The organism is Amycolatopsis oliviviridis (assembly GCF_014654365.1).
Taxonomy (GTDB): domain Bacteria; phylum Actinomycetota; class Actinomycetes; order Mycobacteriales; family Pseudonocardiaceae; genus Amycolatopsis; species Amycolatopsis oliviviridis.
Map to the genome: position 1 here is coordinate 383 of NZ_BNAY01000015.1, position 21,602 is coordinate 21,984.

At 68.8% G+C, this 21,602-nt stretch carries 23 protein-coding genes and 1 pseudogene; 13 read left to right on the forward strand and 11 right to left on the reverse strand.

All coding sequences use genetic code 11. The features are described from left to right. The 4 genes and pseudogenes from IE302_RS42970 to IE302_RS40075 form a co-directional block, all read left to right on the forward strand. Positions 1-310 (forward strand): annotated as a pseudogene (locus tag IE302_RS42970) (NCS2 family permease); the annotation flags it as partial. Positions 311-377: 67 nt separating this feature from the next. Continuing rightward, positions 378-809, forward strand: coding sequence for a MarR family winged helix-turn-helix transcriptional regulator (locus IE302_RS40065; RefSeq protein ID WP_191259684.1), 432 nt, complete (start codon positions 378-380; stop codon positions 807-809). A 107-nt stretch (positions 810-916) separates the two neighbouring features. After that, on the forward strand, positions 917-2,176 hold the full coding sequence (locus IE302_RS40070) for an MFS transporter (protein ID WP_191259685.1): 1,260 nt from the start codon (positions 917-919) through the stop codon (positions 2,174-2,176). Next, positions 2,173-2,610, forward strand: a complete 438-nt coding sequence (locus tag IE302_RS40075) for a hypothetical protein (protein ID WP_191259686.1) — start codon at positions 2,173-2,175, stop codon at positions 2,608-2,610. The genes IE302_RS40070 and IE302_RS40075 overlap by 4 nt, the downstream gene beginning before the upstream one ends. Here IE302_RS40075 and IE302_RS40080 read toward each other — a convergent pair. After that, a complete protein-coding gene (locus tag IE302_RS40080) occupies positions 2,607-3,626 on the reverse strand; it encodes a hypothetical protein (protein ID WP_191259687.1) in 1,020 nt (339 codons plus the stop codon). The genes IE302_RS40075 and IE302_RS40080 overlap by 4 nt on opposite strands. A 235-nt stretch (positions 3,627-3,861) precedes the next feature. Between IE302_RS40080 and IE302_RS40085 the strand changes: the two genes are divergently transcribed. After that, positions 3,862-4,344 carry a hypothetical protein gene (locus IE302_RS40085; RefSeq protein WP_191259688.1) on the forward strand — a complete coding sequence of 161 codons (483 nt, stop codon included), beginning with the start codon at positions 3,862-3,864 and terminating at the stop codon, positions 4,342-4,344. Between the two features lie 340 nt (positions 4,345-4,684). Here IE302_RS40085 and IE302_RS40090 read toward each other — a convergent pair whose 3' ends face one another. The 3 genes from IE302_RS40090 to IE302_RS40100 all read right to left on the reverse strand — a co-directional run bounded on the left by IE302_RS40090 (position 4,685) and on the right by IE302_RS40100 (position 6,894). Further along, a complete protein-coding gene (locus tag IE302_RS40090; RefSeq protein ID WP_191259689.1) occupies positions 4,685-5,443 on the reverse strand; it encodes an arylamine N-acetyltransferase family protein in 759 nt (252 codons plus the stop codon). Positions 5,444-5,532: 89 nt separating this feature from the next. Further along, the gene (locus tag IE302_RS40095; RefSeq protein ID WP_005156101.1) at positions 5,533-6,156 is read right to left on the reverse strand and encodes a superoxide dismutase; all 624 of its coding nucleotides are present in this window, start codon (positions 6,154-6,156) and stop codon (positions 5,533-5,535) included. A 225-nt stretch (positions 6,157-6,381) separates the two neighbouring features. Then, positions 6,382-6,894, reverse strand: a complete 513-nt coding sequence (locus tag IE302_RS40100; protein ID WP_191259690.1) for a neocarzinostatin apoprotein domain-containing protein — start codon at positions 6,892-6,894, stop codon at positions 6,382-6,384. Positions 6,895-6,977: 83 nt separating this feature from the next. Here IE302_RS40100 and IE302_RS40105 point away from each other — a divergent pair, with 83 nt between their 5' ends. The 5 genes from IE302_RS40105 to IE302_RS40125 are packed head-to-tail and all read left to right on the forward strand — an operon-like array spanning position 6,978 to position 12,645. Beyond that, on the forward strand, positions 6,978-8,069 hold the full coding sequence (locus tag IE302_RS40105; RefSeq protein WP_191259691.1) for a heme/hemin ABC transporter substrate-binding protein: 1,092 nt from the start codon (positions 6,978-6,980) through the stop codon (positions 8,067-8,069). A gap of 14 nt (positions 8,070-8,083) precedes the next feature. Beyond that, positions 8,084-9,100: a FecCD family ABC transporter permease gene (locus IE302_RS40110; RefSeq protein ID WP_229908276.1), complete on the forward strand. Its 1,017-nt coding sequence runs from the start codon at positions 8,084-8,086 to the stop codon at positions 9,098-9,100. Next, positions 9,097-9,936 carry a heme ABC transporter ATP-binding protein gene (locus IE302_RS40115; protein ID WP_191259693.1) on the forward strand — a complete coding sequence of 280 codons (840 nt, stop codon included), beginning with the start codon at positions 9,097-9,099 and terminating at the stop codon, positions 9,934-9,936. Before IE302_RS40110 ends, IE302_RS40115 begins: the two co-directional genes overlap by 4 nt. Next, a complete protein-coding gene (locus tag IE302_RS40120; RefSeq protein ID WP_229908278.1) occupies positions 9,933-10,760 on the forward strand; it encodes a hypothetical protein in 828 nt (275 codons plus the stop codon). The genes IE302_RS40115 and IE302_RS40120 overlap by 4 nt, the downstream gene beginning before the upstream one ends. A 1-nt stretch (position 10,761) precedes the next feature. Continuing rightward, positions 10,762-12,645, forward strand: coding sequence for an HtaA domain-containing protein (locus tag IE302_RS40125; protein ID WP_191259694.1), 1,884 nt, complete (start codon positions 10,762-10,764; stop codon positions 12,643-12,645). Between the two features lie 90 nt (positions 12,646-12,735). On the opposite strand, the gene IE302_RS40130 is transcribed toward IE302_RS40125, so the two are convergent. The 3 genes from IE302_RS40130 to IE302_RS40140 all read right to left on the reverse strand — a co-directional run bounded on the left by IE302_RS40130 (position 12,736) and on the right by IE302_RS40140 (position 15,596). Beyond that, positions 12,736-13,404 carry a biliverdin-producing heme oxygenase gene (locus IE302_RS40130; protein ID WP_191259695.1) on the reverse strand — a complete coding sequence of 223 codons (669 nt, stop codon included), beginning with the start codon at positions 13,402-13,404 and terminating at the stop codon, positions 12,736-12,738. Between the two features lie 74 nt (positions 13,405-13,478). Then, positions 13,479-14,072, reverse strand: a complete 594-nt coding sequence (locus tag IE302_RS40135) for a TetR/AcrR family transcriptional regulator (RefSeq protein WP_191259696.1) — start codon at positions 14,070-14,072, stop codon at positions 13,479-13,481. Positions 14,073-14,096: 24 nt separating this feature from the next. Continuing rightward, positions 14,097-15,596, reverse strand: a complete 1,500-nt coding sequence (locus IE302_RS40140) for a glutamate-cysteine ligase family protein (RefSeq protein ID WP_191259697.1) — start codon at positions 15,594-15,596, stop codon at positions 14,097-14,099. Between the two features lie 216 nt (positions 15,597-15,812). Here IE302_RS40140 and IE302_RS40145 point away from each other — a divergent pair, with 216 nt between their 5' ends. Continuing rightward, the gene (locus IE302_RS40145; protein ID WP_191259698.1) at positions 15,813-16,628 is read left to right on the forward strand and encodes a TrmH family RNA methyltransferase; all 816 of its coding nucleotides are present in this window, start codon (positions 15,813-15,815) and stop codon (positions 16,626-16,628) included. Positions 16,629-16,655: 27 nt separating this feature from the next. After that, positions 16,656-17,258 carry a DUF2537 domain-containing protein gene (locus IE302_RS40150; protein ID WP_191259699.1) on the forward strand — a complete coding sequence of 201 codons (603 nt, stop codon included), beginning with the start codon at positions 16,656-16,658 and terminating at the stop codon, positions 17,256-17,258. On the opposite strand, the gene IE302_RS40155 is transcribed toward IE302_RS40150, so the two are convergent. Beyond that, positions 17,255-18,073, reverse strand: a complete 819-nt coding sequence (locus tag IE302_RS40155) for a hypothetical protein (RefSeq protein WP_191259700.1) — start codon at positions 18,071-18,073, stop codon at positions 17,255-17,257. The genes IE302_RS40150 and IE302_RS40155 overlap by 4 nt on opposite strands. Positions 18,074-18,106: 33 nt before the next feature. On the opposite strand from IE302_RS40155, the gene IE302_RS40160 reads away from it, so the two are divergent. Continuing rightward, complete coding sequence (locus IE302_RS40160) at positions 18,107-18,472, forward strand: MmcQ/YjbR family DNA-binding protein (RefSeq protein WP_191259701.1); 366 nt, start codon at positions 18,107-18,109, stop codon at positions 18,470-18,472. A 36-nt stretch (positions 18,473-18,508) separates the two neighbouring features. On the opposite strand, the gene sepH is transcribed toward IE302_RS40160, so the two are convergent. The 3 genes from sepH to IE302_RS40175 form a co-directional block, all read right to left on the reverse strand. After that, entirely contained in the window at positions 18,509-19,354 is an 846-nt protein-coding gene (gene sepH, locus IE302_RS40165) for a septation protein SepH (protein ID WP_191259702.1), read from the reverse strand. A 189-nt stretch (positions 19,355-19,543) separates the two neighbouring features. Next, positions 19,544-20,710, reverse strand: coding sequence for an ATP-binding protein (locus IE302_RS40170; protein ID WP_191259703.1), 1,167 nt, complete (start codon positions 20,708-20,710; stop codon positions 19,544-19,546). Beyond that, positions 20,707-21,366: a response regulator transcription factor gene (locus IE302_RS40175; RefSeq protein WP_191259704.1), complete on the reverse strand. Its 660-nt coding sequence runs from the start codon at positions 21,364-21,366 to the stop codon at positions 20,707-20,709. The genes IE302_RS40170 and IE302_RS40175 overlap by 4 nt, the downstream gene beginning before the upstream one ends. Between the last annotated feature and the right edge of the window lie 236 nt (positions 21,367-21,602).

A 21,602-nucleotide genomic window follows, 5' to 3' on the forward strand; every position in this document is an offset into this window, starting at 1 on the left:
GCCGCTCTACCAGGTCGTCCCGGTCGAGGCCGCCGCCCCGGCGCTGGTCGTCGTCGGCGCGCTGATGATGAGCCAGGTCAAGGAGATCGACTTCTCCGACTTCACCATCGCGCTGCCCGCGTTCCTGACCATCGTGGTCATGCCGTTCACCTACTCGATCGCGAACGGCATCGGCGCCGGTTTCGTCAGCTACGTCGTGCTTCGCGCGGTCTCCGGCAAGGCGAAGGGCATCCACCCGCTGATGTGGGCCATCGCCGCGATGTTCGTGGCCTATTTCGCCGTCGGGCCGATCCAGGCCGCGTTCAACTGACCTGCGGTTATGTCACCCGTGGTCGATCTCACGGGCCGCTGATCCGATCGTGAGGTATGCTAACTATATGTCCGGAGACACGCACGAGCGCTCATCGGCGAGCCGCCTGCGTCTCGCGGTGGTGCGGCTCAATCGACGACTCAGGGCCCAGCGTGCCGGTGACGGCATCTCGCTGACCCAGGTGTCCGCGTTGTCGACACTGCACAAATGCGGTGCGCTGACCCCTGGCCAGCTCGCCGCGAAGGAAGGCGTCCAGCCGCCCTCGATGACGAGGGTGATCGCCGCGCTCGAAGAGATGGGTTACGTCGAGCGCAGGCCGCATCCGACCGACGGCCGCCAGGCCATCGTCGAGTTGTCCGGCCGCGGCCGGGCCTACGTGGTCGAACAGATCACCGCACGGGAGATCTGGCTGGACAAGCAATTGGCGGAGTTGAGCGCGGAAGAACGCGAAGTGCTCTCTCGCGCCGCCGAGATCATCGACAGGATGGCGGGGAACTAACAGCGGTGACGACCACGGGTAACGAAACACAGTGTCCTTCCAAGACCACCGTTACCCGGGAACCCGCTCCACCGCCACCGCCCACGCGCGAAAAGCCGCGCGGGAGCATGTTCTCCTCGCTGAAGGTCCGTAACTACCGGCTCTTCTTCACCGGCCAGGTCATCTCGAACATCGGCACCTGGATGCAGCGCATCGCGCAGGACTGGCTGGTGTTCACCCTCAGCGGCAACGATCCGATCGCGCTCGGCATCGCGGTCGCGCTCCAGTTCGCGCCGACGCTGTTCCTCTCGCTGTGGGCCGGGGTGCTGGCCGACCGTGTCGACAAGCGGCGGCTGCTGATCGGCATCCAGATCGCCGTGCTGGCGCAGGCGGTCATCCTCGGCGCGCTGGACCTGAGCGGGATAGCGGCGCTCTGGCACGTCTACCTCCTCTGCTTCACGCTGGGCTGCACGGCTTCGCTGGAAGTGCCGGCGCGGCAGTCGTTCGTCGCCGAGATGGTCGGCCGGGACAAGGTCACCAACGCCGTCGCGCTCAACTCCTCGATCTTCAACATGGCCCGCATCGTCGGCCCGGCCATCGCGGGTTTCGCGATCACCTGGGTCGGCACCGGCTGGCTGTTCATGGCGAACGCGGTCAGCACGGGTGCCGTCATCGCCGCGCTGGTGATGATGAACCCGGACAAGCTCTTCCGCGGTCCGGCCATCCCGCGCGAGAAGGGGCAGCTCGTCGAAGGGCTGCGCTACGTCCGGCGGCGCAGTGACCTGATGACCGTGATGGTGCTGGTGTTCTTCGTGAGCACGTTCGGCATCACGTACTTCACGTCGCTGCCGATCGTCGCCGCGAACGTCTTCCACACCAACGCCGACGGCTACGGCCTGCTGTCGACGCTGGTCGCCGTCGGCACCTTCACCGGCGCGCTGATGTCGGCCCGCCGTAACACCCGCGGCGGTCCTCGCGTGCGGCTGCTGCTGATCTCGGCGTTCCTGCTCGGCGCTTTCGAGGTGATCACGGCGTTCATGCCGACGTACCTGACCTTCGGGCTCGCGCTGATCCCGCTCGGCTTCGCCACGATCACCTTCCTGAACACGGCGAACGCGCTGGTGCAGACCGCGGTCAGCCCGGAGATGCGCGGCCGCGTGATGGGCCTGTACGTGCTGGTGCTGATCGGCGGCAACCCCATCGGCGGCCCGATGACCGGCTGGATGGCCGACGCCTTCGGCGGCCGCTCGCCGTTCTACATCGGCGGCGCGATCTCGGCGCTCGCCGCGGTAGCCTGCGCTGTCGTGCTGATCCGGCGCGGTGGGGTGAGCTTGCCGGTGCGGCGGTTCGGGAACGGGCTGCGCGTGCTGAAGAGGGAGCGAGTGTGAACAGACTCGGCGTCGAACCGGCGGTGACCCGGTGGAACGACGGTGAGGCCCGGTTCCTGGACTGGACGATCGACGGCGTCGCCCTGCGGGACATGGTGCCCACGCAGAATCAAACGCCGCTGTTCCTGGACGACGCCGGGTGGCGTGAGGCCGCTGTCGCGACGCTTTGCCGTCTGCTGGGCGATCTGCCGGGCGATTTCGACGACGGACGGGTCGCGTTGCTGTTCTGCCCGCTGTGCGGTGACCTCGGCTGCGGCGGTTACAGCGTCGAGGTCGTCTTCGGTGACGACGTGGTCGAGTGGCGGGCCTTCGGCTGGCAGACCGACTACGAACCCTTCGAGGACTCGGAGGAGTACAAGTTCACCGGCGCTCGTTTCGAGCGGAAGGTGTACGAGACCCTGCTTCGCGACCTCCTGTCGAACTACCGCGCCTAGCGCCCGAGCAGCGGGGGCACCATCTTTTCGGCGAGCGCCTGGAGATCACCGGGACCCTTGAACTTCAGCGTCTGCCCGGCCGGATCGCCGGTGAGCTGCACGAAGACGCCGCGTCCGTCGACCTGGGCGGGCAGCCCGGCGATGGTCGTGGTGGGGACGACGGCCGTGGACAGCTCGCTGTAGTCCGCGGTCACGCCGTTCAGTTCGCACGAGGCGAAGAAGGTCGGTTTCGCCTTGTCAGCGGGGACGCCGAGCGCGCGGCCGAGTTCCCCGCACAGCAGCCAGGACATCACCGGGAGCGGTTTGTCCTTGAGCGGACCGGCCTCGGCCTGCTGCGGCGCGATTTCGCCGTCCTCGCCGATTTCCGGCAACTTCGGACCGGGCGGCATCGCGCCCGCGATCAACGCCTCGGCCAGCGCCTTCGCCTTGCTCTCGGTCTCGGGCGGCCTGACGATCCTGCCCCGGACGGAGACAAGAAGGACCGGCGAGGCACCGTTGTGCGGCGCGACCTCGACCAGCTCGACGCTCAGGCTGGTGCCGTCCTTGTCGGTGGCGATCACCGCGAGCTTGCCCGCGATGGTGGTCTTCGTGGGCAGGCCCCGGCTGGTGTCCTCGGGCAGCGCGGGGATCATCTGCGCGCTGACGTCGAGCTGCGCGGTGACCGCGTGACAGGCTCTGCCCGCCTCCAAGAGCGTGCTGCCGCCGAGGATCTCCTCCCAGCGTTGTGCCGGGATCGCCTGGCACAGCACTTGCGCGCTGGTCTCGCTCGTCAGCGCGGCCACCATCTCGCCGGTCGGCATCGAGACCGGGCGGAGCGCTTTCTCCGGCTTGGACGGCCAGGGTTCGGGGAGCTTCGCTTCCGCGCCGATGTCGTCGTCCCTGTTCAGCAGGGTGATCGAGACGAAGACGACCACGCCGAGGAGCAGCAGGACACTGGTCAGCGCGCAGCCCGCCCAGATCCACATCGGACGGTCGGTCTTGCGGGCGATGGCGCGGTAGTCGTTCGGGGTGGCCACGGGGTGAAGCTAGCTCCTCGGGAGCCCGCTGTCCGGCGAAACGCCAACCCCGATCACCATGAGCACCGTTCCGTGAAGGCCTCCTTGAGGGACCCAGATTCCCTCAAGGAGGCCTTCGCGGACTCGGCACCCTACTCATGGGGGAGGCCGAAGGGCCGCCAGAGGGAGCCGATCCGAAGATCGTCCGGCGATGCTTCAAGGCATGAACAGCGCAGCGTTCCGAAGCGTTCCAGGAGTGCCCAGGTGGGCGAAGTGGTCGGCCCACGCCGTCGCCCTGGTGAACATCCCGTCCGGCATCTGGCGGCTCGGGCTCGCGGCCGGGATCCCGTTCGGGCTGGCACAGTCCGAAATGGACGCTATGAAGACGCCCGGTTGGGGATCGCTCTACCTGGTGTTCCTCGCGGTGTTCTCCGAGGCCGTCGCCTTCCTCGCCCTCGGCCTCGTCCAGCCGTGGGGTGAGACCTGGCCGCGCTGGATCCCTTTCGTGGGCGGCAAAACCGTCTCCGCGAGCAAGGTGGTGATCGTCTCCTCGATCGGGGTGCTCGCCACGACGATCTACGCCGCGCTGTTCGTCTACACGACTTTCAACGCCGACATGGCGGGCGAGCCCTGGGCGGACTGGCTGATCGCCGTCGTCTACCTGCCGCTGCTGGTCTGGGGACCGCTGCTCGCCGTCGTGACGTGGCACTACCACCGGCGCCGTGGTCAGGTGTCGTGAGTCGGGGTGTCGCTCAGGGTGAGGGGTGTGTGGAAAGAGAGACGTTCAACGTCCCTCTTTCCACACACCCCGTCGCGACCGGACCGGTCACGCGGGGTCGGCGCGGTAGTTGACGCCGGCGTCGGCGACCGTGTGCCGTCACTCGGAAGGGTGAGATCGGCGTCTCTCGGGCGAACCCCTTGCCCGAGTAGATGAGGTTAGGCTAACCTCATACATGTCCGCTTCGTGGTGGGAGCGGCAGTCAGTTCGGGAACGGACGAAGCCCCGCAACCGGGTTACCCCCGGCGGCGGGGCTTCGTTCATTCCGGGGGTTCATGGTCGATGACCGGCGTCGATCCGGTCAAGGCCGTTCCGGCACTCGGGTGAGTTCGATCCCGAACTCCTTCCGGTAGGCGTCCAGGATCTCCTGATCACCCGAAAGCCTGGTCTCCTCGCGGACGCCGTGGGTGGTGACGATCAGCTTGTCACCCGCCAGCGTGACCCGGCCGTGGTCGCCCGGCAGGGAACAGGTCGGCCCCCGCGTGAAATGCGAGTCCGGCGACGTCGACTGCCAGAACGCCGTCGGGACGAACTCGTCCAGCGTCCGCGTCCGCGGCTCGATCCGGTACTGGGGTTCGCCGTCCAGGAGGACGTCGATGTCGCCATGGGGCGCGTCGAGGACCAGGAACTCGCCGTTCGGGTCGGCCTGCGCCTCGGTGGCGGACAGCCGCAGCGGGAACCGGCTGAACCGGCCGAAGCCGACGTCGGCCAGCCAAGGTTCGTCCAGGTCGACGCGCACGACAGCGTGATCGAACGGCGGCCCGAGCGTGCCGTCCGGCCGGAACACCTTCGCGGCTTTCAGAGTGGCGTCGAAGCCCAGCTCCCGCAGCAGCGCGGCGAAGAGCCCGTTGAGCTCGTAACAGAACCCGCCTCGGCGCCGCCGCACGATCTTGCCGAAGAGGGCTTCGGCGTCCAGGACGATCGGTTCGCCGAGGTGGATGCTCAGATTCTCGAACGGGACCACCGCGAGGTGGCGCTCCTGCAGCACCCGCAGCGCGGTCACGTCCGCGGTGGCGGGGCGATCCAGCCCGAGGCGATCGAGGTATGCGGCGACGTCCATGCGACCACCTTGACACCTCGACTCGGCTGGAGGTCAAGCACGGAAAAGGGGCCCTCCCGAGAAGGAGAGCCCCGATTCGTGGCGGGAGGTCAGCCGAGCAGCAGGCCGTTGCCACCGGCGACGGCGTTGTCGAACCGCTTGGAGATCTCGGCCCAGTTGAAGATGTTCCACAGGGCCTCGACGTACTTCGGCTTCACGTTCTTGTAGTCCAGGTAGAACGCGTGCTCCCAGACGTCGACCAGCAGGATCGGCGTGGTCGGCAGGACCAGGTTGTTGTGGTGGTCGCGCAGCTGCTGGGTGATCAGCGTCTTGCCGATCGGGTCCCAGGAGAGCGCGGCCCAGCCGTTGCCCTGGATCGTGGTGGCGACCGCGGTGAACTGCGCCTTGAACTTGTCGAAGGAGCCGAACGCCTCGTCGATCGCGGCGGCCAGCTCGCCGGTCGGCTTGTCGCCGCCTTCCGGGGAGAGGATCTTCCACCACACGACGTGGTTGGCGTGCCCGGCCAGGTGGAACGCCAGCGTGGTCTGCAGGCCGACGATGTCACCGAAGTTGCCGGCCTCACGGGCCTCGGCGAGCTTGTCGAGGGTGTCGTTCGCGCCCTTGACGTAGGTCGCGTGGTGCTTGCTGTGGTGCAGCTCGTTGATCTCGCCCGAGATGTGCGGCGCCAGGGCGCTGTAGTCATAGTCGAGATCGGGGAGCACGTAGCGGGCCATCGGCCCTCCTTCTGTCTTCGACACAAGTTTCCAAGGACGAACTTAGTCGTCTTCACCCGTTTGCGGCGACCGGGGGCGCCGCGTTTCTCCCCAGGTGGAACGACCCGTTCGTAGCGATGCGTACCCGGTGGGAGCACCGCTTGAAACCCACCCTGCTAGCTCCAGTTAGCTGGAGGTCAAGGCGATGTGACGGCGGTCATCGAAGGAGGGCCGGTGGCTTCCGCGTCAGGAGAAGGAGACCGGGATGAAGACGTCCGAGTTCCGGTCGTTCGAGGCGAAGTGATCGCGACGCGAGATGATCGCGCACGTCACCGAGGGGTTCGAGCAGTCGAGGCCGCTGTTGACCTCGGCGATCCTGATCTGAGTCGTGAACGTGCCGTTCGCGGCGATCGGCGAGGAACCGCCGGGGAAGTTGGTGACCCAGGCGGACGGGCCGACGCCGGTGCCGCCCTGGCCGTCGCCGCCCGCGCAGGGGCTCGGTTTGGTGCCATAGCTGTAGTCCTCGGGCACGGCGCACAGCGCGACGTAGTAGCCCTCCGCGGAGTTGAAACCGCTGCCCGTGACGGTGATGGTCTCGCCGGCCGCGGCGAGTCCGGTGGCGTTGGAGGCGGAGAGGGTCTTGCCGTTGTGCGTCGCACTGCCCGGCGCGGCCGAAGCGGGGGCCGCGAGCGCGGTGACGGCCGCGGTCGCGGCGGTCGTGACCAGTGCGGCGCGGAGCAGGACCGATCTCTTCGACATGGGAAGTTCCCTTCGATCACAAGGAGGTCACAGCCTTAGGCAAGGCTTACCTATCAGTGGGTAAATATGGTTAGCCTTGCCTAATGTTGTCAAGGGGGTTGCTGCCCGCGGTCGCTCTGATCCTCGTCATCGTTGTCAGCGGCTGCACCTCGCCGCCTCTGGCGACTACGAAGGCGGCTGAAACCGGTGCCGACCTGAGGCCGCTTTCGCAGGTCACGCCCCTGCCGGAGCCGAAAACCCGCACCGGACCGAGCACCGCGAAGCCGGCACAGGCGGACATCACCGGCGGGAAACCGGCCGTCCAGCACCTCCCGGCGGTGATCACCGACCACCAGGGCACGCCGGTCACGGTGACCGACACCAGCCGGATCCTCGCCTTCGACATGTCCGGCACGCTCGCCGCGACCGTGTTCGGTCTCGGCCTCGGCGGCAACGTCGTCGGCCGGGACGTCTCGACCGGCTTCCCGTCGGCCAGGAACCTGCCGCTGGTCACCGTGAACGGCCACCGGCTCAACGCCGAAGCGATCCTCGCGCTGCGCCCGACCGTGGTGATCACCGACACCACCCTGGGCCCGTGGGACGTCGTGCTGCAGTTGCGCGCGTCCGGCGTGCCCGTGGTCGTCGTCGACGCGAAGCGCTCGATGGACAACGTCGGCGACATCGTCCGCCAGGTCGCCGCCGCGCTGGGCGTTCCCGAAGCGGGGGAAAGCCTCGCCACCAGGCTCGCGGCCGACGTCGACGCCAAGAAGGCCGAGATCGCGAAGCTCGCTCCCGCCGATCCGGCCCGCAAACTCCGCGTCGTCTTCCTGTACATGCGCGGGCAGGCGGGCGTGTATCACTTGTTCGGCAAGGGATCCGGCGCCGATTCGCTGATCGGCGCGCTCGGCGCGGTCGACGTCGCCACCGAGGCCGGGATCGAGGGGATGCGCCCGGTCAACCCGGAGGCGCTGGCCAAGGCCAAACCCGACGTGATCCTCATGATGACCAAGGGACTCGAATCCGTCGGCGGGGTCGACGGCGCGCTCCAGGTGCCCGGAGTGGCGCAGACCCCCGCCGGGCAGCGCCGCCGCATCGTCGACATGGCGGACTCGCAGATCCTGAGCTTCGGACCGCTCACCGCCAGTGTGCTCGACGCGCTGGCGCGGGCCCTCTACGCCCCGGACGACGCCAGATGAACCGAGGGTTCAAGGTGACCGCCGTATTCGCCGTGCTCATCGCCGGTGTCGCCGGGATCTCGCTCGTTTCCGCGGGCAGCGGGCAGTTCGGCATCCCGCTGTCGCAGGTCTTCGATTCGGTGCTGAGCCGGCTCGGGCTCACGGAAACCCGGCTCGACCCGTTCGCCGAGGGCGCGCTGTGGCAGGTCCGGTTCCCCCGCGTGGTGATGACGTTGCTGGTCGGCGGGGTGCTCGGGGTCTGCGGCGCGGTGATGCAGGGCGTGTTCGGCAACCCGCTCGCCGAACCGGCCGTGGTCGGTGTCTCGTCCGGCGCGGCCGTCGGCGCGAGTCTGTCCATTGTGGCCGGTTGGACGTTCTTCGGCGCCTTCACCACACCGGCCCTGGGGTTCGCCGGCGGGCTCGTCACGACGCTGCTGGTCTACCTGCTTTCGCGGTCGCGCGGGCGCTCCGAGGTGGTCACCCTGATCCTGACCGGCGTCGCGGTCAACGCGGTCGCGATGGCGCTCATCTCGTTCCTGATGTTCTCCGCCGACCAGGCCGCCCGCGAGCAGATCGTGTTCTGGCAGCTGGGGTCGCTGGCCGGTTCGCGCTGGCCGTACGTCGTGACCGTGCTGCCGCTGGTCGCCGCCGGGGTCGCCGTGTCGATCGCGCTGTCCCGGAGACTCGACCTCCTCGCGCTCGGGGAACGGCAGGCCCGGCATCTCGGCGTGGACGTCGAGAAACTGCGCCTCGGTGCGGTCGTGATCGTCGCGCTGATGGCGGCGGCGGCCGTTTCGTATTCGGGGATCATCGGGTTCGTCGGGCTGATCGTGCCGCACGGGCTGCGGATGCTGCTCGGCCCCGGGCATCGCGTGCTGATCCCGGCGAGCCTCTTCGGCGGCGCGCTGCTGCTCGCCGCGGCGGATCTCGGCGCCAGAACCCTGTTCACCTACGCGGATCTGCCGATCGGCATGCTGACCGCGCTCGTCGGCGGACCGTTCTTCTTCTGGCTCCTGCTGCGCACCCGGCGTCGTTCGGGAGGCTGGGCATGAAGTTCTTCTCCCGAAGTGCCGCCGCCGTTCCCCGGCCGGCGGAACGCGGTGCCGTCGCCGCCGAACTGGACCGGGTTTCCTACGCGGTGGAAGGGAAAACGCTGCTGCGTGACGTGTCGTTGCGGTTGCCCGCGGGCGAGGTCCTCGCGGTCGTCGGCCCGAACGGCGCGGGCAAGTCCACCACGCTCGGCGTGCTCGCCGGGGATCTCCGCCCGGATTCGGGGCGGGTCCTCGTCGCCGGGCGGGAGCTGGGCGGCTGGAGCGGGATCGAGCTCGCGCGGTTGCGCGCGGTCCTGCCGCAGCAGAACACCGTGACCTTCCCGTTCAGCGTCGAAGACGTCGTCCGGATGGGCCGGACACCTTGGGAGGGAACGGAAGCCGAGGACTTCGACGAGACCGAGATCGCGGCCGCGCTGAAGGCCACCGGGATGACCGGGTTCGCCGGACGCCGCTTCACCACGTTGTCCGGCGGCGAGCAGGCCAGGGCCGCGCTCTCCCGGGTGCTCGCCCAGCGGGCGGGAATCCTGCTGCTCGACGAACCCACCGCCGCGCTGGATCTGCGGCACAGCGAAGAAATCCTCACCCTCGCGACAGTGCGAGCCGAGGCGGGGGACGCGGTGCTCGTCGTCCTGCACGACCTCGGGCTCGCCGCCGCGTACGCGGACCGGGTCGCGGTGCTGTCGGAAGGGGAACTCGCCGCCGAGGGCACGCCCGCCGAGGTGCTGACGGAGTCGTTGCTCAGCGAGGTCTACCGGCATCCCGTGGAGGTCCTCACCCATCCCCGTACCGGGAAACCGATCGTACTGCCCCACCGAGCGGCCGAGGAGCGCCGATGAAACAGCTGATGAGAGTGGCCGTCGCAGCCGGGCTGCTCATGATCGCCGCCCCCGTTCCCGCCTCCGCGGCGGGCGCGGCCGTGACCTTCTCGCCCGGCTCCGCGGACCCGGAGTACGCGACGTCGCTGCAGGTCAAGGGAACCGGATTCCAGTCCGTGCCGAAGGGGTACGGCGGGATCTACCTGTTGTTCGGCTGGGTCGCCGACGGCGCGTGGCGGCCGAGCCAGGGTGGCGCGGCAGGCGAGACGTATCGGTACGTCAAGGACAAGGAGACCAAGGACAACAACGGTTTCCAGCGGTTCCTCGCCTTTCCCGGCAGCGACACCGCGTCCGCGGCCAACGGCGAGCTCGCCGCGAACGGCACGTGGTCGGCGACGCTGGTGATCCCTGGCGCGCGGTTCAAGGCCGCCGACCGGGCCGGGAAGATCGTCGACGTCGACTGCTTGAAGGTCCGATGTGGACTGATCACGGTCGGCGCCCACGGTGTGGTCAACGCGAACAACGAGACCTTCACCCCGGTGACGTTCGCGGTGCCGAAGGCGCCCGCGACGCAGGCCGCGCCACCGCCACCCCCTCCGGCTTCGCCGGCGCCGCCGCTCTCCTCCAGCGCGGCGCCGGCCTCCTCTTCGGCGCCACCTATGTCCACTGTGGAATCAACGCCTGCCGCGGCGGCTCCGGCTCCGGCCGTGCAGCCCGCCGCGCAAAGCGGGGAATCCGGTTCGTGGTGGTGGATCGCCGTCGTGGCGGGCGTGGTGCTGATCGCCGCGCTCGCCGTCCCCCTGATCCGGGCCCGCAAGCGGACCCGAAACGCGGAAGGTGAATGAAGTGTCCTTGCGAAGATGGGGCGCCGCGCTGGCGGGTGCGGCGCTGGTGGCCGGGATCGCCGTCACCCCGGCGATCGCCGCCGATCCGTTCACGCCGAAGGTGACCGTGACCCCGGGCACCGGTCTCGATCCGGCGGGCGCGAAGATCGTCGTCAAGGGCACCGGATTCGATCCGGCCGCCAACGACGGCAAGGGCTTCGGCCTGCGCGTGGGCCCGGCCAAGGCCGACGTCCGCGACCGCGCCGGTAAGGATTTCCAGGTCAGCCGCCTGATCAAGAAGGGTGCCGTCGGCACCCAGATCCCGCTCGACGCCGACGGGACCTGGGAATACTCGGTCACGGTCAAGGCCGAGTACGTCGCGAGCGGCACGACCTACAGCGCGAAGACGCAGCCGTTCAGCGTCTTCGTCTTCGGCTGGGACACCCCGGTGCTCACCTGGGACAGCACGACACCGTTGAAGTTCACCGGGATCGGCGACCCCGATCCCGGACCTGGCGACACCGCGGCCGGCCTCGGCTGGGGAATCAGGCAGTCCTGGCGGAACTACATCACTCGCGGCGGAGGGACGGTGACGCCGTCGAACGGGGCTACGCTGGATTCCTCGGCGCCGAACGTCGCGCCCTTCCCGTACAAGTGGAAGTACGGATCGTCCACCTGGGACTCCGGTAAGGGAACGGCTTCGTACACGGGCCAGGTCAAGTACACCTTCGAGGCGCATACGATCTGGGACTTCACCGTCGCCGATCCCCGGATGGCCATCGCCGGAGACGGCACCGGGAAGCTCACCGCGAAGATCGGATACTCCTTCTACGGGACCAAGACCGCGCCCGAAAAGGTGCGAGCGCCGTCCGACGTCGTCTTCGCCGACCTCAAGCTGAAGACGCCACAGCAGGTGGGGGACGCCGTCGTCGTCGACATCGAGTCGGCGAAACTGACGAAGGAGGGCGCCGAGGCGTTCGCCGGGTTCTACAGCGAGGGCGAAGCCCTCGACGCGGGCCGGATCGCCTTCCCCGGCAAGAGCGGCCCCGCACCCACGTCCAGCCAGCCCACTTCGGTGCCCACGAGTTCGGTTCCCTCCAGCTCGTCTTCGGCTCCGGCCACGACGACGTCCTCGGCGTGCGTGCTCACCCCGGATTCGGCGAAGCAGGGAAACCTGTTGTGGGGCTTCAAACAGAGCTTCCGCCGCTACGTCGCGACCGGCTCGGGCACGTCGATCACCGCCTCGGACGGCGTCGAGATCACCGACATCGACAAGATCGACGGGACGGGCCCGCCGAGCGGGGCCTACCGGTGGGGCTTCGACAACGCGCAGTACAAATCGGCGACCGAGTTCACGACGCAGTTCCGCGGCAAGGTGACCTTCGCCTACCCGGCTCACTCCTTCGAGCTGTCGATCGGGCGGCCGAAGGTGGTCGTGGCGCAAGGGAAGGGCAAGCTCTACGCCGACGTGCAACTGAAGACGACCAGCGGGGCGCCGTCGCCGCCCATCGATCAGCCGGGTGTCGAACTCGCTTCGCTGGACCTCGCGGCCGCGAAGACCACCGAGGGCGCGGGAGTGCTGAGCGTCGCCGGGGTCAAGGTCACCCTGGGCAACGCGGAGGCGTTCGCGAAGTTCTACACGGTCGGGGAGGTGCTGGACGAGGCGGCGGTGACGCTCGGCGCCGCGTGCGCGAACCTGCCGGGTGGCGCCGGGCCCGGCTCGGGTCCCGGTGCCGGTTCGGGCTCCGGCTCGGATGACCTCGTTCCGGACGTGAAGTACCGGCCGGACTCGGCGCTGGCCTCCACCGGTGTCGAGAGCGGCGTCTGGCTGCTGGGTGGTCTGGTGCTGCTGGGCGCCGGGTTGCTTCTGGTGCTGGTGGTGCGTCGCCGGACCGCGTCGCGTTAGCGGCCACCGGATGTCATGAAAGGGCCGTTCAGGACGAGAAACGTCCTGAACGGCCCTTTCATGACCTTTGCCGGTCGGTGTCCAGAGGGGTCAGGCGGCCCGGTAGGAGTCCAGCTCACTCGCCAGCTCGTCGAAGACCGCGATGTTGCACTCGAAGGCCACGATCGCCTCCTCGATCAGCCGCGCGCGCTCGTCGTCGCTCCACGGCGCCGAGTTCAGCTGTTCGCGGTAGTTGTCGCGGAACTTGGGCGCGCTGCCCAGCTGGTCGAAGTGGTAGAACAGCGAACCCGCCTCGTTCAGCTCGTACTTGCGCTCCAGCAGCCGCCGGATGACCTGGCCGCCGGCGATGTCGCCGAGGTAGCGGGTGTAGTGATGGGCGACGAAGCCGCCGGACCAGTCCGACGCCTCGGCCACGCGCCGCGCGTAGCGCTCCGTCGACGGCAGCGGGCGGACGGTCTCGCGCCAGTCCGGGCCGACGAGATGTTCGAGGTCGCGTTCGAGGCTCGGCACCCGCCGCAGTTCCTCGAAGACGAACTTGCCCGCCACCGGGTCCGCCGCCAGCTTGTCGGCGGCGCGCTCGATGGCCTGGTAGATGAAGTAGTACTGGATGGCCAGCCGGGTGTACCCCTCGACCGAGAGCTCGCCGCCGAGCAGCGCGTTCATGTACTCGGAGTGGTTGGCCCGCTCGTGGGCGGCCAAGGTGGAGGCGCGCAGGTTCGCGGAGAACGGCCCGGATTCGACGTCGGTGGTCACCGGCATGAACACAGCCTCCAAAGCATCGATCTGACATGCTGTCAGAAAGAGCGTAAGGCACAACTGCGAGTTAGGCTACCCTAATCTTCGCTTTTCTCCGTCATGCCGACCGCTCGGAGCACGAATCGGACCGCGCCCTCGATCGCGTCTTCCAGCCGTTCGGGTGGCACGTCGACGACCTGACGGCTGCCCAGCGCGGCGGTGATCATCGGGATCAGGACGTCCGGATCCTCTTCCGGCACTCCCTCGGCGAGGATCTCCCGCAGCTGGCCGGTGATGGGATCGGCGTGCGCGCTGATCCGCCGGTACGCGGCGGGCGCCAGCGCCGACGCGAGCGCCGTCCCCGGCGGCAGGTGGTATTCGGCCAGCACCCGCAGTTGCAGCCGGACGAACGTCGAGAGCTTCGCCACCGGGGTGTCGGCGGTCGCGACGGCCGCGGTCAGCCGTTCGACGTACCGCGTCGCCTCGTCCTCGACGAAGGCGACCAGCAGGCTTTCCTTGTCGGGGAAGTGGTTGTACATCGCCGTCCGGCCGAGACCGGCTTCGGCCGCGACCCCCGCGAGCGTGATCGCGTCGAACCCGCGCTCGTACAGCTGCCCGCGCAGGACGTCGAACACCCTGCTGCGGACCTCGCGCCGGTGCTCCTCCAGCGACCGGCCGATGATCTTGGGCACGAGCCACCTCCCTGAGAGGCAACCTTAGGCGTCGAGCGGCCAGGTGTGCACCGGCGTGTCGGTGGCCGACAGCTCCAGGTACCGGCCCAGCATCCGGTTCAGCGCGGTTTCCCGCTCGGCCCCGCGCTCCTCCGCGCGCAGGACGAACTCCCGCTGCCAGGCCGCGCCGGTCCGCCTGGTGAGGCAGCGCTGCTCGATGATGCCCAGATAGCGCTCTCTCGCCTCGTCCGAAACATCCGATCGGCGTAATCCCTCGTGCGCCAGCGGCAACAGGACCCGCAGCACCAGCTCGTCCGGCGGGATCCAGCCGATGCCCGGCCAGTACAGCTGCGCGTCGAAACCCCGGCGCGCCCCCGCGTACATGTTCTCCTCGGCCGCCTGGAACGACATCTGTGTCCACACTGGACGGTCGGCCTCGGCGAGAGCCCGCTGGGCGCCGTAGAAGAAGGCCGCGTTCGCGACCATGTCGGCCACGGTCGGACCCGACGGCAGCACGCGGTTCTCCACGCGAAGATGCGGCATGCCGTCGACGACGTCGTAGACCGGCCGGTTCCAGCGCCAGACCGTGCCGTTGTGCATCCGCAGTTCGGTGAGTTTCGGGGCCTGGCCGGAGTCGAGCGCTTCGATCGGATCCTCCCGATCGGTCTCGGGAAGCAGCCCGGGGAAGTACCGGACGTTCTCCTCGAACAGGTCGAAGATCGACGTGATCCACCGCTCGCCGAACCACACCCTCGGCCGCACGCCCTGGTTCTTCAGCTCCTCCGGCCGGGTGTCCGTGGCCTGCAGGAACAGCGGGATCCGCGTCTCGTGCCAGAGGGTCTTGCCGAGCAGGAACGGCGAATTCGCGCCGACCGCGATCTGGACCCCGGCCAGCGCCTGCGCCGCGTTCCAATGCGCCGCGAACTCCTCCGGCGCGACCTGGAGATGGAGCTGGACCGAGGTGCAGGCGGCCTCGGGCAGGATCGACTCGGAGTAGCTGCGCAGGCGCTCGGGTTGTCTGCCGGGCAGCGGCGCGCCCTCCATCGAAAGCACCGTGCGCTCGCCGCGAGCGGCGAAGATCCGGTCGTTGAGCAGCGAATACCGGGCGTTGTTGGTGAGCCACTTCTGGTCGAAATGCTCATGCCGCAGCGTCGGGAGGATGCCGATCATCGCCAGTGAGGCGCCGGATTCCTCGGCCTTGCGCGCGGCGGCGCCCAGGTACGCGCGGAGATCGTCCTCCAGCTGGAGCGCGGACTCGCCCGCCAGCGGCCGCGGCGGCACGTTGAGCTCCAGGTTGTGCTGGCCGAGTTCGGTGGTGAACGACGGATCGTCCAGCGCTTCGAGCACCGTCGTGTTCGTCATCGACGGACGCAGCTCGGCGTCCACGAGATTCAGTTCGACCTCGAGCCCGATGTTCTTGCGAGGAAAGGAAAAGCTCCCGTCGGTGAGCATCCGGGCCAAAGTGTCGAGACAGCGCTGGACCTTCCGGCGGTAACGTCCGCGATCTTGCGGTTGACAGGGGTCCGCCGAAAGATTCTTACCCATGTTCGTCGAGCTCCTCATTGGCCACGCTCCGCGGGATCCAGGCGGGACTGCCAGGCGGCCCAACGGTTTCACGCATCGCCGTCGTCCGGCTAGCGGCCAAACTGGTGCTCTCTGTCACCAGGGGTTAACTTACAGCAAAATGCGCCCGTTCGTACCACTCGCCGGTGGACGTTCGGAGGCAAACGGCTCGCAGCGGGCGGATGACACACTCTCCTGGTGGCTGAACTGATCACCATCGACGATTCCGGCGACCCGCGGCTCGACGATTTCCGCGACTTGTCCACAGCCGATCGGCGGCCCGACCGGCCGGGTGGACGAGGCTTCGTGATCGCCGAAGGCACCGTCGTCGTCGAACGCCTGCTCAACTCCCGCTATCCGGTCCGCGCCCTGCTCGGAGTGGAACGGCGATTCCGCGAATTGAGCGACGAACTGGACGGCGTCGACGTCCCCGGTTACGTGACCTCGGCCGAGACGATGGCCGAAGCGGTCGGATTCCATCTGAATCGCGGGATCCTGGCCGTCGCGGACCGGCCCGTCCCGGCGCCGACGGTCGAAAGCGTCATCGACGGCGCGCGGGTGCTCGCGGTCCTGGAAGGCGTCGGTGACCACGAGAATCTCGGCTCGCTGTTCCGCAACGCGGCCGCGCTCGGGGTCGACGGGGTCCTGCTCGGAGCGGGTTGTTCGGACCCGTTGTACCGGCGCAGCGTCCGCGTTTCGATGGGACATGTGCTGCGCGTCCCGTTCGCCACGTTCGGCTCCTGGCCCGGGGACCTGGAACTGCTGCGGGAACGCGGTTTCCGTATCGCGGCCCTCACTCCTCGTGCGGATTCCGTTTCGCTGCGCCAGTTACGGGATCAAACACCGGAGAAGGTCGCGTTGATGCTGGGTGCGGAAGGCCCCGGCCTGACCGGCGAGGCCATCGCCGCCGCCGACGTCGCGGTCCGGATCCCGATGCCGGAAGGCGTCGACTCGCTGAATGTCGCGACGGCGGGCGCGATCGCGTTCTACGAGACGCGTCCACCGCTATCGTGAGCATCCGAGCGATCACGAGGAGAACCCATGGAATTGCGGATCCGTGAGGGACGCGCGGTGCTGGCCGGGCCGGGCGGCGAAAGCGCGCGCGAAGTGGACCCGCACTCACTCGCGATCGGTTCGGACCTCGCCCAGGCGTTGCACGAATGGGCGCGTGTCGCGTCCGTCGTCGGCGACTCCGGAACCGAAGCCGTTTCCGTGGTCTCGCAACGCGGCCGTCAGCTCGCCCAGCGGGTCGCGGCCACGATGGGCACCTCGGTCCGCTTCGTCGATCCCGTTTCCGGCGAAGGCGTCATCATCGACCCGCCCGCCCCCGCACCCCGCAGCGAACTCGCGCGCCGTCTCTTCGGCACGCCGGACCCCGCCGGGGAACCGACGCCGTGGCTGACCGGGCTGACCATCTCCGCGTTCGTCGCGGCCGTGGTCGTCGTGGCGATGCTGGCGCTGGCGAACACCCTGGCGCGTGAGACCAGCGGCTGGCTCGCGCTGCTCGCGTCCGCCGTCGTGACCGCCGGGATCACGCCGTCGCTGTGGCTCGCGCGGCGGGTGCCGATCGTGCGGTGGGCGTCGTTCGGCGCGGCCGCGGGGATCGTGATCGCGTGGATCGGCGTGCTGATCGTCGTCTTCTAGACGCGTTTGGAGAACATCAGGATCTGCCCGCCCGTCTGCGCCGCCCTATGTCCGCTCAGCGTGTAACCGCGGTATCCGGCGATCTGCACGACCAGAGCCGGGGAGATCCGGTAGGCGCGCATCGCGATCTGCACGTGGGGCCGCCCGTCGAATTCCCGCGCGAGCCACCCGAGGCGGGAGGTGCGCGGGAACACGCAGGTGACGAAGGCGGCCGGGATGATTCCGGCGAAAGCGGCCAAGAACAGCAGGTTGGCCAGCGGGTCGCCGGATTCGTCCGACGCTCCGGCGGAAATCAACGCCACGACGAGCAGGACGGCGATCGCGACGGGCACGATGCCGTTCAGCCACACGGGGCGGAACCGGGCTACGCCGGGTGAAGGCGACGGAAGCAGCGGTGGTGGCGGGTCGCGGTTGAGCAGGAGGATCCGGTCGTCGTGATCGCCGAAATCCGCCGCGACCCGCAAACCCTCCGTCTCGGCGACCTCCGCGACACGCCGGGCGGAGAGATTCGCGTGCTTGAGGCTGATCCAGACCTGGTCCGAACCGCTGATCTGGTTGAGCAGCCAGCGTTCCCGGTCCTTGTCCGGCCGGTCGGGACCGTCGAAACAGGGAACCGGCGGGACGTGCAGTGGCGCGTACTGGAAACTGAGGCAGCCCTGGTACATCGGCGGGATCTCCAGATAGCCGCGCATCCGCGCGATCCCGCGGACGCTCTCTGGGTCGATCCGCCATTCCAGCGGTGACACGTGGGAGTACGGCGCCCCGGTGAACACCTCGAACCGCAACCGGACGGTGCTGATGTACCGATCGTGCATGAGTATCCCCCTCGCACGAGGATACTGAGATCCATGGCCGGTGACCCGCTCGTTTCACTCAGACGGCTCTGCCTCGCGCTGCCGGAGGCCACCGAGCGCCTCAGCCACGGCGAGCCGGCGTGGTTCGTCCGCGGCAAGAAGACGTTCGTCAAGTACGCCGACCGTTATCACGACGACAAGGTCGCGTTCTGGTGCCCGGCGCCGCCCGGCGCGCAGGAAGAACTGGTGGGCGCCGAACCGGAGCGGTTCTTCCGGCCGCCGTATGTCGGGCACAGTGGCTGGATCGGGGTCCGGGTGGACGTCGACGTCGATTGGACCGAGATCGAGCGGATCGTCACCGACGCCTATTGCCTCGTGGCGCCGAAATACCTGATCGCGCAGGTCCCCGGACGCACGTAATGGCCCCTCCACCGGAAGGGGCCACTACGTGCGAAGTCAACCTCGTTGCGATCGGACGCCCAATAGGACGTCTTCCCAGGATGGAACGATGGGGTGGTTCTTCTTCCCCTTCGCCCGTGGGGCGGGTTCGGCCACTTCCCCCGGCTCGTCAGCCGGGAGTGCTGGCTCGACATCTTCGTCGGGCTCCGCGATCGGCGCGTCGATCACCTTCGCGACCGGTTCGTCGGGTACGGAGTCCAAAGTGGGCTGGACGGCCGGTTCCTTGCCCGGGTCCAGCGCCCGGACCGTGCGCGGGGCGCGGTAGGCGTTGGGGTTGAGCAGGACTTCGGCGTTCTCGTCGAGGGCCTGGACGGTGCCGCCGTGCGCGCCGGGAGCGAACGCCCAGTGCGCGCGGTTGTCCGAGCGGCCGGCCTTCCAGCTCAGCACGACGACCCACTTGCCGTCGTCGCCGCGCCAGGAGTCCCAGGTCGCCTGGCTGTAGTCGTGGCCACGCTGCCCGAAGGAGTGCGCCACGACCTCGCCGAGGGTCTGCACGTCGGGGCCGTCTTCGCGGATCGGGTGCGCGCGCTGGGCCAGTTCGGCGGTGCGGGAACGCTCGAGCAGGACGGGGTACGCGAACCGCTCGACGCGCTGCACGGTCACGCCGGCGCTGCTCGCGACCTGCTCCACGGACTCACCGGCCCGGATTCGTGCCTGGATCTCGCGTGGCCGCATTTGGCTCTCCAACTCGATTTCGATCTGGCCGAGGCGGGTGATGTCACCCCTCGCCGCCGCTCGCAGCCTCTCATCCGCGGGGAGCAGAAAGCGCGTGCGGCTCGCCGGGTCTTCGCACACGATGGACTTACCGTCCTCGTGCAGCCCGACCACCCGTAGCGCTCGCATTCTCGCCTCCCCGATTCTTCACCTTTGTGGGTGTCCACGTTAAAACGGCGCGTCGCCTTGACGTGTGAGGCGCGCCGATGTCATGTGTTCTGCTCACTATTTTGTTCATGACCGCAAGTGCATTCTGTCGGAGCAACACACGGCTCGACGCGTGACGCGCTGGACACGCACAGTCACGATCGGGGGAATCTACGGCAGCCGGATCCGGACGACCAGTCCGCCGCCGCGTCCGCCCGGTTCCGCGCCCGCGGCCCCGCCGTGCGCCTGCGCGATGGACCGGACGATCGACAGCCCGAGCCCGGCGTTGCGCGAGTCGCCGGTCCGATCGCCGGAAAGCCGCCGGAACGGCTCGAACAGCGCGGGTACGGCGTCCAGCGGCACCTGCGGGCCGGTGTTGCGCACCACCAGCGCCGGATCGCCGCCGATGTCGACGTGGATCCAGCCGCCCTTGCGGTTGTAGGTGATGGCGTTGTGCACGAGGTTCGTGACCAGCCGCTCCAGCAGCACGGGATCGCCGGACACCGTCCGCGGCCGCAGCCGCGACTCCACCGTGATCCCCGCTTCCTCGGCCATGGCCGACGCCGACCGGATCACCGTCGCCGCGACCTCGTCCAGCCGGACGGGGCCGCGCGTGGCCAGGCCGCGATCGCTGCGGGCGAGTACGAGCAGGCCTTCGATCATCCGTTCGCTGCGTTCGTTGGTGTAGAGCAGATGCTCGCCGAGTTTCCGGACCTCCGGGCTGACGTCGGGGTCGGCCATCGCCACCTCGACCAGCGTGCGCTGCACGGCCAGGGGGGTCCGCAGTTCGTGGGAGGCGTTGGCGACGAACCGTTTCTGGCTGTCGAAGGACACGGCGAGCCGGTCGAGCATGCCGTCGAAGGTGTCGGCGAGCTCCTTGAGTTCGTCGTCGGGGCCGTCGAGGTCGATCCGCCGGTCGAGGTTCTCGACCTCGAGTTTCCGCGCGGTCGAGGTGATCGCGTGCAGCGGCCGCAGCACCCGGCTCGCCATCAGCCAGCCGAACAGCACCGCGAGCGCGCCGGCGATCGCCAGCGCCACCAGCGATTGCCACAGCAGGGTCGAAAGGACGTCCGAGCGGTATTCGGTGATCGAGGTCGCGACCAGCTGGACCGCTTCGGCGCGCTGCGCGGGCATGACGCTCGTCGTGTCCATCGGATACGCCGGGGCGCGCTGGATCGCGATGCCGGCGGTGCTGTCGGTCGCGAACGCCGCCGAATCCGGCAGCTTCGAGCTCACCAGCAGGTAGTTGACGACCAGCAGCGCGAGCCCGACGACCAGGAACGCCCCGCCGTAGAGCGCCGTCAGCTTGGTGCGCAGGGAGATCCGGAGCGGCTTCACGGCCCGAACCGGTAACCGGCGCCGGGCACGGTCTCGATCAGCGGCGGGTCGCCGAGTTTGCGCCGCAACGTCATCATCGCCACCCGGACGGCGTTCGTGAACGGATCAGCGTGCTCGTCCCACGCCTTTTCCAGCAGTTCTTCCGCGCTGACGACGGTCCCTTCGGCGCGCATGAGCACCTCCAGTACCGCGAATTCCTTGGGGGACAAGGAAAGGAACCGGCCGTCGCGGGACGCCTGATGCCGGGGCAGGTCGAGGACGACGCCGCCGCGTTCCAGCACCGGCGGCAGCGCCGGCCGCGCGCGCCGCGACAGCGCCTGCACCCGCGCGACGAGTTCGGCGAACGCGAACGGTTTCGTCAGGTAGTCGTCGGCGCCGAGGCCGAGCCCGGCGACCCGGTCGTCGACGTCGGCTGCCGCCGTGAGCATGAGGACCCGTGCCTCGCCACCGGTCTCGATTACCGCCGCGCAGACCTGGTCGCCGTGCACGACGGGAAGGTCCCTGTCGAGCACGACGACGTCATAGCCGTGTACCCCCACCCGGTCCAGGGCCTGGCCGCCGTCGTAGCAGACGTCGACGGCCATGGAGAACCGTCGCAGGCCCTCGGCGATCGTGTCCGCCAGGAGCCGCTCGTCTTCCACCACCAGCACTCGCACCGGGCCAGTCTGCCCCGGATGGGGGTAAGCGCGGGATAAGCGCCGGTCAGCCGACCGGGTGGTCAGCTTTCGCAACATGGCCGGCACCGGGTGGCATCGAAGGGCGAACTCGCGTGCTTGGAGCCGGAACTGCGTGATCCGGCTGGAGACACGCGAGTTCCGGCTTCAAGCACGCGTCAGCCGGCCGGGCGTAGCTGCCGTAAGCGCGACATAAGCGACTTCGCTTACCGCGCCGG